This window comes from Labilibaculum sp. K2S (genome assembly GCF_030372765.1).
In the GTDB taxonomy this organism is placed as follows: Bacteria; Bacteroidota; Bacteroidia; order Bacteroidales; family Marinifilaceae; genus Labilibaculum.
On the sequence record NZ_JAUCMW010000002.1, the window covers coordinates 1 to 13,187 of the forward strand.

General features: G+C 39.6%; 8 protein-coding genes. 6 read left to right on the top strand and 2 right to left on the bottom strand.

What is annotated here, in order from left to right; genetic code table 11:
* The first annotated feature begins 678 nt into the window (after positions 1-678).
* Positions 679-3,750 (top strand): cytochrome c biogenesis protein CcsA, encoded by a 3,072-nt coding sequence (gene ccsA / locus QUH73_RS02925; RefSeq protein ID WP_289528983.1) that lies wholly within the window; start codon positions 679-681, stop codon positions 3,748-3,750.
* 161 nt (positions 3,751-3,911) lie between these two features.
* On the opposite strand, the gene QUH73_RS02930 is transcribed toward ccsA, so the two are convergent.
* Together QUH73_RS02930 and QUH73_RS02935 are read right to left on the bottom strand one after the other, a co-directional pair.
* Positions 3,912-4,358, bottom strand: coding sequence for a cupin domain-containing protein (locus QUH73_RS02930; RefSeq protein WP_289528984.1), 447 nt, complete (start codon positions 4,356-4,358; stop codon positions 3,912-3,914).
* A gap of 15 nt (positions 4,359-4,373) precedes the next feature.
* Positions 4,374-5,207: an FKBP-type peptidyl-prolyl cis-trans isomerase gene (locus QUH73_RS02935; RefSeq protein WP_289528985.1), complete on the bottom strand. Its 834-nt coding sequence runs from the start codon at positions 5,205-5,207 to the stop codon at positions 4,374-4,376.
* A 373-nt stretch (positions 5,208-5,580) separates the two neighbouring features.
* On the opposite strand from QUH73_RS02935, the gene QUH73_RS02940 reads away from it, so the two are divergent.
* The 5 genes from QUH73_RS02940 to QUH73_RS02960 all read left to right on the top strand — a co-directional run bounded on the left by QUH73_RS02940 (position 5,581) and on the right by QUH73_RS02960 (position 13,011).
* Positions 5,581-6,450: a hypothetical protein gene (locus tag QUH73_RS02940; protein ID WP_289528986.1), complete on the top strand. Its 870-nt coding sequence runs from the start codon at positions 5,581-5,583 to the stop codon at positions 6,448-6,450.
* 77 nt (positions 6,451-6,527) lie between these two features.
* Positions 6,528-7,859, top strand: a complete 1,332-nt coding sequence (locus QUH73_RS02945) for an NAD(P)-binding domain-containing protein (RefSeq protein ID WP_289528987.1) — start codon at positions 6,528-6,530, stop codon at positions 7,857-7,859.
* Positions 7,860-8,078: 219 nt separating this feature from the next.
* Positions 8,079-9,665 (top strand): cytochrome c3 family protein, encoded by a 1,587-nt coding sequence (locus tag QUH73_RS02950; protein WP_289528988.1) that lies wholly within the window; start codon positions 8,079-8,081, stop codon positions 9,663-9,665.
* Positions 9,644-11,323, top strand: coding sequence for a hypothetical protein (locus tag QUH73_RS02955; RefSeq protein WP_289528989.1), 1,680 nt, complete (start codon positions 9,644-9,646; stop codon positions 11,321-11,323). Before QUH73_RS02950 ends, QUH73_RS02955 begins: the two co-directional genes overlap by 22 nt.
* An 80-nt stretch (positions 11,324-11,403) precedes the next feature.
* Positions 11,404-13,011: a hypothetical protein gene (locus QUH73_RS02960; RefSeq protein ID WP_289528990.1), complete on the top strand. Its 1,608-nt coding sequence runs from the start codon at positions 11,404-11,406 to the stop codon at positions 13,009-13,011.
* The last annotated feature ends 176 nt before the right edge of the window (positions 13,012-13,187 follow it).

A 13,187-nucleotide genomic window follows, 5' to 3' on the forward strand; every position in this document is an offset into this window, starting at 1 on the left:
GCAGTTAGCAGTTAGCAGTTAGCAGTTAGCAGTTAGCAGTTAGCACAAAATTAAAAGTTTCAAATCTGTACTCAGAGCTTTAAGTCCGTGAATTTAAAGTAAAACACAAATGTAACAATACAAAAAAAACGCCGTTTCGATTGAAACGGCGTTTTTTTGTATTCTAATATATCTTATGGCTGTTGACTATAGGTATGAACGCTAAACTGTGCTGATGGCAGGTAGTTAACTCCAAACCAACAGATCAACAATACTACAAAAGCCAAAGCAAGAATCCATAATATAATTCCAAGGTATACTAACCAAATTAATAATTTATTGTTCTTGATATTCAATCGTTTTATATCGACGGAACCAAATATGCAACAGATACAATTTAATTTTAATAAGCACTGATTTTAATCTTTATTGGAAACACTTTACGCAATCAAAACAGACATTTATCTGCGATATTAAAGATAAATGTCACAAGACGAAAAAGAGATTTACTTACTTACAACAAGTTACATGTTTTACAAAAAAAATAGTGTGTAATGCAAACGGCAAGTGTAACTTAAGCTATTTTGAAATTATAAAGAAAAGCGTATCTTGAACTCCCGTATTCGGAAACTGAAGGTATATAAGGTTTTAATCCGAATTACAATAAAATTCTTTCACGAATTAAATAGTTATCCAAATATGAATAAGTTTCTGAATTTCCTCTTCTCTATGCAAATGATGGGAGTGCTCATCATTTTATTTGCTTTCTCAATTGGAACTGCAACCTTTATAGAAAATGATTTTGGCACTTCTGCGGCCCGTGTATTGGTTTATGATGCCTGGTGGTTCGAATTAATGATGCTTTTACTAAGCATTAATTTGGTTGTGAATATCTTCCGATACAAGCTCTACAAAAAAGAGAAATGGTCTATATTCCTGTTTCATGCAGCCTTCATTATTATTTTTATAGGCGCAGCGGTTACCCGATATATTGGTTACGAAGGCAATATGCACATTCGAGAAGGACAAACAACCAATCAGATCACCACGATGAGTTCCTACATTAATATTCAGGCACGAACCAATAGCAAGATCAGTCAACTAAGCGAAAAAATTACTGTTTCATCGGTAAAGACAACTAAATTTAGTGATGATCTGAATATCGACAATAAAAATGTTGAGGTATCACTTAAAACCATGATTCCTAATGCTCAATCAACCATTGCACAGGATCTGAATGGTTCGCCGATTATTGAGATGGTTGCGGTTGGTTCAACCGGAATGGCAGGAATGCAAAATTTAACTTTAGCTTATAACGAACAAAAAAACATAGGTACTAATCTTATCGTATTTGGTGGCAATCCCAATGCAAATACTATTGTTTTCGATTACTCGGATAGTTTAAGAGTAATTTCTCCCTTTGAATTTTCGGAGGTAAGTATGATGGGCGGAGATCCAATTCCAATGGAAGCTAATAAATGGCACGTAGTATTCCCTAAGAAATTATACGATTTAAACGGCACCAAAATAGTAATCAAAAACTTCTTCCCTGCGGCAATTTACAAATACATACAAGGCGAAGATAAAAATGCCCCGACAGTATTGGTATTTGATGTGAAAAGTGGAAATGAGCAAAAGGAAATGATTGTGAAAGGATCAAGTAATTATGTAGGCGTACCCAGTAATTTAATGATAAACGGCATTGATGTTGCGGTAGCTTATGGTCCAAAAACAATTGAAATTCCATTTTCTCTGAAACTAAACAAATTTATCTTAGACCGATATCCCGGCTCGAACAGCCCATCATCATTTGCAAGTGAAGTAACTCTTGTGGATAATGAAAAAGGCATTGAACAAAACCATCGTATTTTCATGAATAACATTCTAAAATACAAAGGATTCAGATTCTTTCAGGCATCGTATGATACGGATGAAAAGGGAACTGTTCTTTCGGTAAATCACGACCAGTGGGGAATGAGAATTACTTACTTTGGTTATTTTATTCTGATGCTGGGTATGGCTTGGTCGCTGATTAGTCCGGCTACCCGTTTTAAAACATTAGGTGCAAAATCGAAAAGTGCAAAAGTGCTAACTGTTATGGCTTTCCTGATTGCAGGCAGTCTTTTTCCAGCTTCAGCACAAAACGAAATACTGCCAATTGTTCCATTAAAGCAATCGCAGGATTTTGGAGCATTGTTGGTACAAGATAACGGCGGTCGTTTCGAACCCATTAACACCATGGCCAGCGAGGTGATTCGTAAAATCACAAAGAAGAACAAGTTTCAGGGATATCCTGCCGAGCAGGTTTTTCTGAGCATGATCGTAAATCCACAACAGTGGCAAACAGTTGCCATGATTAAGGTTGGGAATTCCGAATTGGCTAAAGAACTTGGCATTTCGGGCAAATACGGATCGTTCAGACACTTTTTAAATGAGCAAGGTCAATACAAGCTTTCTAAAAAAGTTCAGGATGCGTATTCAAGAAAACCATCGCAGCGCACAGCTTACGATAAGGAAATTATTTCGGTTGACGAAAGAGTTAACATCAGCTATATGGTGTTTACGGGCGAATTCTTAAAAATATTCCCTGATCCAAACGATGATATGCATGCCTGGTACAATCCAACTGCGCAACTAGCTATTACCGGTGATGATTCTTTGTTTGTAAAAAAATCTGTATTATTGCTGGGACAAGCCTTAAACAACGGCGATTTTGTAAATGCAGACAATTATATTGCAGGAATAAAAACTTACCAAAACCGTTTTGGCCAAAATGTGATTCCATCGCCTACCAAACAAAAAATTGAGATTCTATACAACAATACCAACATCTTTAAAAGGTTATTCCCATACTATTTATTAATTGGTTTCTTTTTAATCGTGTTTCTGGTGATCCAGATTATCAACCCTAAATTTTCGGTAAAGTGGATTATGCGTGCAGCAATACTGATATTAGGAATTGGTTTTATCTTACACACAACTGGATTAGCTGCCAGATGGTACATTTCCGGTCATGCTCCCTGGAGCAACGGTTTTGAATCGATGACTTATGTAGCCTGGGCTTGTTTACTTTCAGGATTCATATTTGTGAAGAAATCGGATTTTGCCTTAGCGGCAACATCTATTCTTGCTGGTTTAACCCTTTTTGTAGCACATTTAAGTTGGATGAATCCAGAGGTCACCAACCTGGTTCCGGTTCTTAAATCGTACTGGCTAACCATTCACGTAGCTATTATTACTGCCAGCTACGGATTTCTTGCTCTGGCGGCAATTTTAGGAATGATCAACCTCTTCCTGTTCAATCTGCAGAACAAGAATAACATCGCTAGAATTAAGAGTACTGTAACAGATCTTAGCCGAATTAGTGAAATGACTATGACCATCGGCTTGTATTTCCTTACCATCGGAACTTTTTTGGGTGGTATTTGGGCCAACGAATCATGGGGGCGTTACTGGGGTTGGGATCCTAAAGAAACTTGGGCACTGGTAAGCGTTTTGGTATACAGCTTTATATTGCACATGCGTTTTATTCCCGGTTTAAAATCGGTTTACTCCTTTAATATTGCTTCGGTTTGGGGCTACAGCTCAATCTTAATGACTTATTTCGGGGTGAACTATTATTTGGCAGGTATGCATTCGTACGCAAAAGGCGATCCGGTTCCGGTACCAACCTGGGTGTACTATACGGTTGCAATTGTTCTGGTACTTAGCTTAACTGCTTACTACAACTATAAAAAACACAATACTAAGCCAGAAGATGTAGAGGCATAGAATAAATATATTTCAAAGTTTAAAGAGCTTCACTTGCGTGAGGCTCTCTTTTTTTTGCTCTCTGAGGAAATCACCTCACCACACCCCTCTCCTGAATGAGATGGAGAACAAAAAAAGGAACCCTTTCGGATTCCTTTTTGTATTTTATTGAAGCTTTTGCTTTATGCCTTGTTGGTAGTAATCACAAAAATAATGAGAGGTTCGTCGGTAGTGTTTTGCACCGAGTGAAAGCCATTTTTGCTAACTGCCGTGATATTTCCTTTGGTGATTTTATGGGTTCTAACTTTTCCATCTTCACCTTCCTTATCGGAATACTCACCTTCACCATGCATTACCACGTAAATTTCTTCTTCTCCTCTGGGACCGTGATCGTGAAATCCGGCTTGATCGTATTTATTCAAAAAGACCATAAAACAACCAATCCGGTTATTGATCAACTCATCTACACCGAACATTTGCAAGAGGTAAACGATGCCATTACCGCCATACATTGGCTGACGGGTATCTACGCGAACAACAGACCGTTTGTCCTGACCAAATGGAACAACCGAAAGATCGATGTACTTCGATACAATATCAATTACCTGATTGGCATCCTTTATCTTCATAGAATCAAATAGAGTTTAGTTTACAGAGATCAAATTAATATCAAAAATCAGAACTGAACCACCAGGTATACTTGAATAATTGTAACTACCATGAGCCAAGGCTGCAGGAACAAACAACTTCCCCTTACCTCCCTCTTTAAAATAGGTAATACCTTCTTTCCAGCCTTTAATTACCTCATCCAATCCAAAAGAAACTCCAGCAGAACTACTTTCGTCGAAAACAGATCCACTCAAAAAATAGCCTTTGTAGGCCACAGTTACATTCGACGTACCTGTTGGCTGTGCTCCTGTTCCTTCCTCTTCAATTGTATAATACAAACCTGAATCGCTTTTGGTTGCACTTATGCTGTTTGCTTCCAAATAAGCGAGTATATCTTCATCATTCTTCACTGCAATCATTTCAGGAGTGTATACCTCGATTTCAAAAATCAGTACAGATCCTCCTGGAATACCATTGTAATCTTTACTGCCATATCCTAAATGGGCAGGTATTAATAACATTCCTTTACCGCCTTCTTTAAAATGAGTAAGTCCTTCGGTCCAACCATGAATAACACCTTGTAAATTGAAGGAAACTAAATTCTCCTTACTATCTTCGAAAACCGTACCGTTGGTATAATAACCTTTGTAAGTAATAGTTACGTTAGAACTACTTGTAACCTGTGCTCCTGTACCCTCCTCCTCAATTACGTAATACAAACCCGATGCAGTTTTTTCTGCAGCTAAATTGTTTGCGAGCACATAAGCAGCAATCTCTTCTTCATTCTCTGCCCTGTAATCTTTTTCATCATCGGAACCCGAACATGAAACCAAAAAGACAAAACACAAGGCTAATAAGCTATACTTCATATGATTTATAATTTGTTTTTAATTTGCCATATGGAACTTCCAAATTACACTTATTCTCCTGTGTGTATCACTTTTATACATGGTCGTTTCATATCTATCTGTTTTTTATTGCAAAAACAAATATAGTAAAAACCCGGAATACGGCTTATTAATCTCAAAATTGATCAGTAAAACTGTAATTTACAGGTGTGCAGGCACAATAAAAAAGACCTCGCCGCCCCGTAAACAGAATGGTTCAGCTGCAATTTTCAAGATTCATGTCCCTTTTCACTTCTTGAGCTTATAATCTTATTTAGAAATAGACGCTATCTAAATTACTAATGTCCAACAATATTTTAATCCGAATTGCGTAAATTCATCTAAAACAGTAACTATGTCGAGATTTATACATGTTCTGTCGCTTATACTGTTTGTACTAATTGTTGTGGCGGCAATAGTGATTCTAAGTTATTATGGCTTCACCTACTATAGTCTGAATATTGAGGAGAGATTCTATCATGCCGATCATCAGATGCTAAAATCAAGTGGTATTCTTGGTCATGGTCTCGGAATAATTGGCTCTTTGCTGATTATTGCAGGTGTATTTTTATACATGATTCGAAAGCGAATTGCCCGTTTTTCACGCATTGGCGTACTAAAGTACTGGCTCGAGTTTCATATTTTTCTTTGCTCATTGGGGCCTGTACTGGTTCTGTTCCATACGGCTTTTAAATTTGGTGGTATTGTTGCCATTTCGTTTTGGAGCATGGTAGCGGTGGTAATCAGCGGAATTATTGGCCGCTTTATATACATTCAAATTCCCAGAACAATAGAAGGCCGGGAATTGAGTTTATTAGAAGTAAGGGATACTAAAACCGACGTGGGAGCACTGCTGAAGAAAGAATACAATTTAAATGAAGAAAGCCATCAAATTATTGTAGCATCGGTGGCCGGAAATTCAAATAACACATCGGGCTTACTCCTGTTCCGACTGTTGAAAAAAATGGAACAGGATAGAAAAACCTATAAAAAAATAGATTCAGAACTGAAACAAAACAAACTCTCCCGCGCCGAACGAAAAAAAATTAAGCGTTTGGTAATTCATGAAATTACACTGAATCGAAAAATTGACCGTCTGAATTACATGCAAAAACTTTTTAAATACTGGCATGTTGCCCATCTGCCATTTGCACTGGTGATGCTTGTTATTTTGATGATTCATGTTGCAGTTACCATCATTTTTGGATACAAGTGGATATTCTAAATGAGTAATGAAGAATAACAAAACTCATCTCTGATTATAAATCAGAGATACTTAGTACTAATACAGAAGCATAAAAAATGGATTTGTTACTAGAGGAAATAATAATTTATGGCTCAGTATTCCTGCTTTGTTTGTTGGTTGTGTTCATTTACATCCGAAAGCAGAAAAGAGAATCACGCATTGTAGAGCAAAAAATCGCCAAAGCCAAAGCCGAAGGATTATACGAACCTGTGTCCCTTCATCCGGTGGTCGATCAGCATTCCTGCATAAAGAGCGGTGCCTGCATAACGGTTTGTCCCGAAAAAGATATTTTGGGAATCCGAAACGGAAAGGCTGCCGTAATTAACGCATCGCAGTGCATTGGGCATGGTGCATGTTTTCATGCCTGTCCTACCCAAGCCATTAGTTTGTGTATTGGTACCGAAAAACGCGGCGTAGAATTGCCTCATGTCAATCAGAATTTTGAAACCAATGTGCCGGGCATTTTTATTGCCGGCGAATTGGGTGGTATGGGACTGATAAGAAATGCAGTTGAGCAAGGCAGGCAGGCAATCGAGAATCTGACTTCCTGCATCAAAAAGAACAGCAAGGCCGAATACGATGTGCTTATTATTGGTGCCGGACCAGCAGGAATATCCGCATCGCTAATGGCAAAAAAGAGCAATCTGAAGTTCATCACTTTGGAGCAGGATAGTTTGGGAGGAACCGTTTTTTCTTTCCCACGATCGAAAATTGTGATGACCTCCCCTATGGATCTTCCCCTTTACGGAAAAGTGAAGTTGTTCGAAACAAGCAAAACAGAATTGCTCGAACTATGGGAAGATGTAATGAACAAAAACGAAATCAGCGTAAGCGAAAATACAAAGGTTGAATCAATAGAAAAAAAACATGAGTTTTTTAGTATTCGCACAAAAAATGGTGAAGAATATACCTCTCAGACAGTACTAATCAGCATTGGCCGGCGAGGTAGTCCGCGCAAGCTGAATGTTAATGGTGAACAGCTGGAAAAAGTTGCCTACCGATTACTCGAGCCCGAAAACATCTCCAACAAGAATATTTTGGTGGTTGGTGGCGGCGATTCGGCCATTGAATCGGCTCTGCTTTTGGCAGATCAAAACAAGGTAACCTTATCGTACCGAAATAATTCTTTTAACCGCCTAAAACCTAAAAACAGTGAGCGAATTCAAGATGCAATCGCTCAGAACAAAATAAACGTGGTCTACAATTCCAATATCGATCTGATAAAGGAAAATTCTCTTACACTTTCGATTACAGATTCGGAAGATAAAATTGCCCTTGATAACGATTTGGTCTACATATTTGCCGGTGGCGAATTACCCTCTCAATTCCTGAAGAACTCAGGCATACAAATTACCAAGAAATTTGGCGATGCAATGCTAAAACATTGACAAATAAAGTCTGAAAGTGTCTTGAAAAGTCGAAAGGTTAAAGAGTCAAATGTCCAAAAGTCGAAACAGTTGAACAGTCGACCTCATCCCATCCTTCTCCTAAAAGAGAAGAGAAAACATCTCCAAATGTATTTTGGAACTTCCTCTCCTCAAGGAAAGACCGGGGCAAGGCAAACGGAAATCAGCTAAAAAAGAAAACTAAACATCACAGAAAAAAATATGACAAAGCATCCATTCATATTATTCATGCTCCTCTTCATTTCGCAATTCTGCTTTGCTCAGTTGTCGCCGGGTGATTTATCAAAAGCACATGCCAATTTGGAAGGTCTTTCGAATTGCACCAAGTGTCATGTTATTGGCGAAAAGGTAAGTAACAGCAAGTGCTTGGATTGCCATACATTACTTAAAGAACGCATTGTTTCGAATAAAGGCTATCATGCTTCAAGTGAAATAAAGGGAAAAGAGTGCGTGGAATGTCACAACGATCATCACGGACGAAAATTTGAGATGATCCGCTTCGATAAAAATACTTTTAAGCATGATTTAACGGGTTACGAATTGCAGGGTGCACATCAGAAACTGGATTGCAAAGATTGTCATCAAACAAAATTTATTACAGATAAAAAAGCTGCAAAAAAAGAATTCACTTATTTCGGTTTAGGCACATCCTGCACTTCCTGTCACGAAGATGTTCATCAGCAAACACTTTCGTCCAGCTGCAATGATTGTCATGATCAGAACCAGTTTGCGCCTGCTTCAAACTTCAATCATAAAAACACCCAATTCCCTTTGTTGGGCAAACATGAGAATGTGGCCTGCGAAAAATGCCATCAGGCAGATACAAAAAATGACAAAAAGTTTCAGCACTTTTCAGGTGTTAAATTCAATTCCTGCACTTCGTGCCATACCGATGTTCACAACAACAAATTCGGGCCAAATTGCACCGATTGCCATACAGTAAACTCATTCAGAACGGTAACTGCACTAAGCAATTTCGACCACAACAGTACCGATTTCAAACTCACGGGCAAGCACAAAAATGTCGATTGTAAAAGCTGTCACAAAAGTTCGTACACCACACCCATTGCACACAACCGTTGTTCCAATTGTCATCAGGATTATCATTTAGGGCAGTTTGCAAAAAAAGGTTCGTCGCCCGATTGCAGGCAATGCCATTCGGTAAATGGATTTGTTGGTTCTACATATTCTATCGATCAGCACAACAAAAGTCAGTTTCCTTTGCAGGGAGCTCATTTGGCGACTCCTTGCTTTGCCTGTCATCAGCAAACAGAGAAATGGCAGTTCCGAAACATTGGCAAAACATGTGTCGATTGCCATAACAACATACACAAGAATATCATTAACGATGGATTTTACCCAAACCAAAACTGTACTGCCTGTCATCAGGAAAATGCATGGTCTCAGATTAATTTCGATCACAATCTGACTGCCTTTAAATTAATGGGCGCTCACAATAAACAAAGTTGCCGCGCCTGTCATTTTACTAAGAACAATCAAGGCGAAGCCATTCAAAAATTTACTGGTTTCGATCAGGAGTGCCTAAGTTGCCATCAGGATGAACATCAGAAGCAATTCGAGAAAAAAGGCACAACCAACTGCTTAAACTGCCACCATCATGATGATTGGAAAATTGCCAATTTTAATCATGATAAAACTGACTTTAAACTGGAAGGAAAACATGCTGTTATTGATTGTAATGCATGTCACAAACCTCTGGAAATGAATCAAACTTTTTATACACAATATAAATTTAAAGATTTCTCATGCGCTACTTGTCATCAATAATCTTGATTTTATCATTTTCGCTCAATGCCTTTTCACAATCACCTCACGGAAAAGACATGAAAATAGATTGTGCAACCTGTCATACTCAGGAAGGATGGGTGGTGAACCCAGAAACATTTTCTTTCGATCATGCCAAAACGAATTTTCTGCTCGAAGGTCAGCATAAAGCCACAGACTGTAAGTCGTGCCATACCAATTTGGTGTTTTCCGAAGCTAAAAGCGAATGCATGCAATGTCATACCGATGTGCATGCCGGCACGCTGGGTTCGGATTGTATGCTGTGTCACACAACACAATCGTGGCTGGTGACCAATATCTCCGAAATTCATCAGCAAACCAGCTTCCCGCTTGTTGGTGCTCATGCCACAGCCGATTGTTTCGACTGCCATACCTCCAATAATTTTGCACAATTCGAGCCTTTACAGGTTGAATGCATCAACTGTCACAGAAAAGATTATATGGCGGCTACTGAACCAAACCATGTAACCGGTAATTATTCTACCAACTGCGAAGATTGTCATGAAATGGGTGCTTTCCAATGGTCATCGGGAGGTTTCAACCACGATTTTTTCCCTTTAACAGATGGTCATGCCATTAGCGATTGTTTCCAATGTCACACAAACAACAATTACTCATCGCTGTCCACCGATTGTTTTTCATGTCATCAGGCTGATTACAATGCCAGCACCACCCCTAACCATGTATCGGCCGGCTTGCCGCAAAATTGTGAATTGTGCCATACAACCAAACCAGGTTGGAAACCTGCCAGTTTCGATACGCACAACGATTACTATGTGATACAGGGAGCACACAACAGAATTGCAACAGATTGTTTTGCCTGTCACGAAGGCTCCTACAACAACACACCAAATACCTGTGTTGGTTGTCATCAGGCCGACTACAATCAAACTTCAGATCCGGTGCACAGCACATCGGGTTTCTCTACCGATTGTGAAACCTGTCATTCGCAGGATGTTTGGGAACCAGCAAATTTCGATCACAACGATTTTTATGTGATTGAGGGAGCACATACCAAAATTGCAGCAGATTGTTTTGCCTGTCATCAAGGATCGTACGACAACACGCCAAACACCTGCGTTGGTTGTCATCAGGCCGACTACAATCAAACTTCGGATCCGGCGCACAGCACCTCAGGATTCTCTACTGATTGCGTAACCTGCCATTCTCAAAATGCATGGGAACCTGCCAATTTCGATCACAACGGTTTTTATGTGATACAAGGAGCGCATACAAAAATTGCAACAGATTGTTTTGCCTGCCATCAGGGAAGCTATGTGAACACACCGAACACTTGCTTTGGTTGTCATTCTGCGGATTACAATCAAACTGCTGATCCTGCTCATCAAGCAGCTAATTTCCCAACGGAATGTACCGATTGCCATACCGAAAATGCCTGGGAGCCTTCCACTTTCGACCACGACGGACAGTATTTCCCAATTTACAGCGGAAAACACCGCGATGAGTGGAATTCATGTACCGATTGTCATACCAACACAAGCAATTATGCTGTTTTTTCGTGCATTACCTGTCATGAACACAACCAATCCGATACCGACAGACATCACAGTGATGTAAACAACTACGTGTACAACAGCAACTCTTGCTTGTCCTGTCATCCAGATGGAAGAGAGGATTAACCCTCGCAAAAGCATAAAGAACAAACCTGGTTGTAAGGTGATATCAAAAAGATGATTAATAGAGCTAAACAGAGATAAAAATGAGAACTTTACCAGCAATTGTCGTAATTATTGTGCTTTGCCTAAGCACCCCGCTTCGGGCACAGGAAAAGTTTTTGGAAGGTGAAATCTCCTACAAAAGCTCACAAAACACCTATGTGAAATTCTCAAATACCGAATCAATTTCCGTTGGCGATACGCTGTATGTGAAAAAGGACGCTGATTTCATTCCTATATTGGTGGTGAACAACAAATCGTCGATATCGGTAATTGGAATTGCAATTGGAGATATCAAACTTGCCAAAGGCGATAAAATTATTGCCTTCCCTACAGCTAAAAAAACACCCGAAAAAGATGCAGTTCAGGATAAAGATCCGGATTACAATACTGAAATTGCAGAACAACCAGCACCAGCACCCAGAACCAAACAGGAATTGAACAGAGAGGAACAAATTCGTGGTAAAATTTCAGCCTCGACCTATTCCAACCTGTCCAGCTCATCGGGTGGCAGCAATCACCGGATGCGTTACAGCTTATCGATGAATGCTAAAAACATCAGCAACTCAAAATTTTCAGCCGAAACCTACATTCGGTTCTCGCACAATTCGGGCGAGTGGGATGAGGTAAAATCGGATATTTTTAATGCCCTTAAAATTTACAATCTGGCCATTTGTTACGATGCCAACCAAAGCACAAGCATTTGGCTGGGGCGAAAAATAAATCGGAAAGTTTCGAACATTGGCGCCGTTGATGGGGTACAGGTAGAAAAGCAATTTGGCAATTTCTCGCTGGGAGCTATTGCAGGCTCGAGGCCCGATTACGAAAACTATTCCTTCAATTTTGACCTGATGCAGTTTGGCGGCTATCTGGAACACAGCATTAAAACCAAAGTGGGAAGCATGCAAAACACGGTGTCGTTTTTCGAACAAAAATACAAATCGAATACCGACAGACGATTTGCCTACTATCAGCACAGCAATTCGCTTTTAAAGAACCTGTTCCTGTTTGCCTCTTTCGAGGTTGACCTGTACAAATTGGAAGAAGAAGTTTCGAAAAACACCTTCGACCTCACCAGCATGTTTCTTTCTTTGCGATATCGGGTATCGAAACAATTATCCCTTTCGGGATCGCTCGACAGACGCAAGAATGTGGTGTACTACGAAACCTTTAAAAGTCTGGCCTTTCAGATACTGGAAAATGAAACCCGTCAGGGAATTCGCTTTCGGGTAAACTACCGCCCCACGAATCGAATTTCGCTGGGGGCAAATGTCGGCCATCGTTCCCGTAAAAGCGAAGTGGAAGATTCAAAAAACCTGTATGCCTTTGTATCGTACCGCAATGTTCCGGGAATTAACAGCAATGCCACCTTGTCAACCTCCGTTTTACAGACTCATTATCTGGATGGAATGATTTACAAACTAAGACTAACGCGCGATATTATTCCGGGGAAACTATTTGCAGGTCTCAACTACAGCTATGTGAATTACCAGTACAAATTCAACAATAATGAATTGATTCAGCACATTGGGGAAGCAAACATATCGTGGCGAATCAATAAAAAACTCTCTTTCTCGGCCAATTACGAAGGAACATTCGAGTCTTCGCAAAATTATTCCCGACTGTATTTGAATTTGATCAAGAGGTTTTGATTTGCTTTTCTTGAAATGCCCCAGCTGAAGCAGGGGACAGAAAAAGACCGAACGATTTGTTCTAGAACCTCTCCCCAACCCTCTCCTGAAGGCGAGGGAGTTTTGACAATCCTTTTCAAAAAAAAAACGAAGCTGTTTTCTCTTCTCCTTTAGGAGAAGGATAGGATGAGGTATTG

Bases quoted from the DNA above. Each gene is read 5' to 3' on its own strand.
- ccsA (WP_289528983.1), top strand. From the start codon at position 679: ATGAATAAGTTTCTGAATTTCCTCTTCTCTATGCAAATGATGGGAGTG.
- QUH73_RS02930 (WP_289528984.1), bottom strand. From the start codon at position 4,358: ATGAAGATAAAGGATGCCAATCAGGTAATTGATATTGTATCGAAGTAC.
- QUH73_RS02935 (WP_289528985.1), bottom strand. From the start codon at position 5,207: ATGAAGTATAGCTTATTAGCCTTGTGTTTTGTCTTTTTGGTTTCATGT.
- QUH73_RS02940 (WP_289528986.1), top strand. From the start codon at position 5,581: ATGTCGAGATTTATACATGTTCTGTCGCTTATACTGTTTGTACTAATT.
- QUH73_RS02945 (WP_289528987.1), top strand. From the start codon at position 6,528: ATGGATTTGTTACTAGAGGAAATAATAATTTATGGCTCAGTATTCCTG.
- QUH73_RS02950 (WP_289528988.1), top strand. From the start codon at position 8,079: ATGACAAAGCATCCATTCATATTATTCATGCTCCTCTTCATTTCGCAA.
- QUH73_RS02955 (WP_289528989.1), top strand. From the start codon at position 9,644: ATGCGCTACTTGTCATCAATAATCTTGATTTTATCATTTTCGCTCAAT.
- QUH73_RS02960 (WP_289528990.1), top strand. From the start codon at position 11,404: ATGAGAACTTTACCAGCAATTGTCGTAATTATTGTGCTTTGCCTAAGC.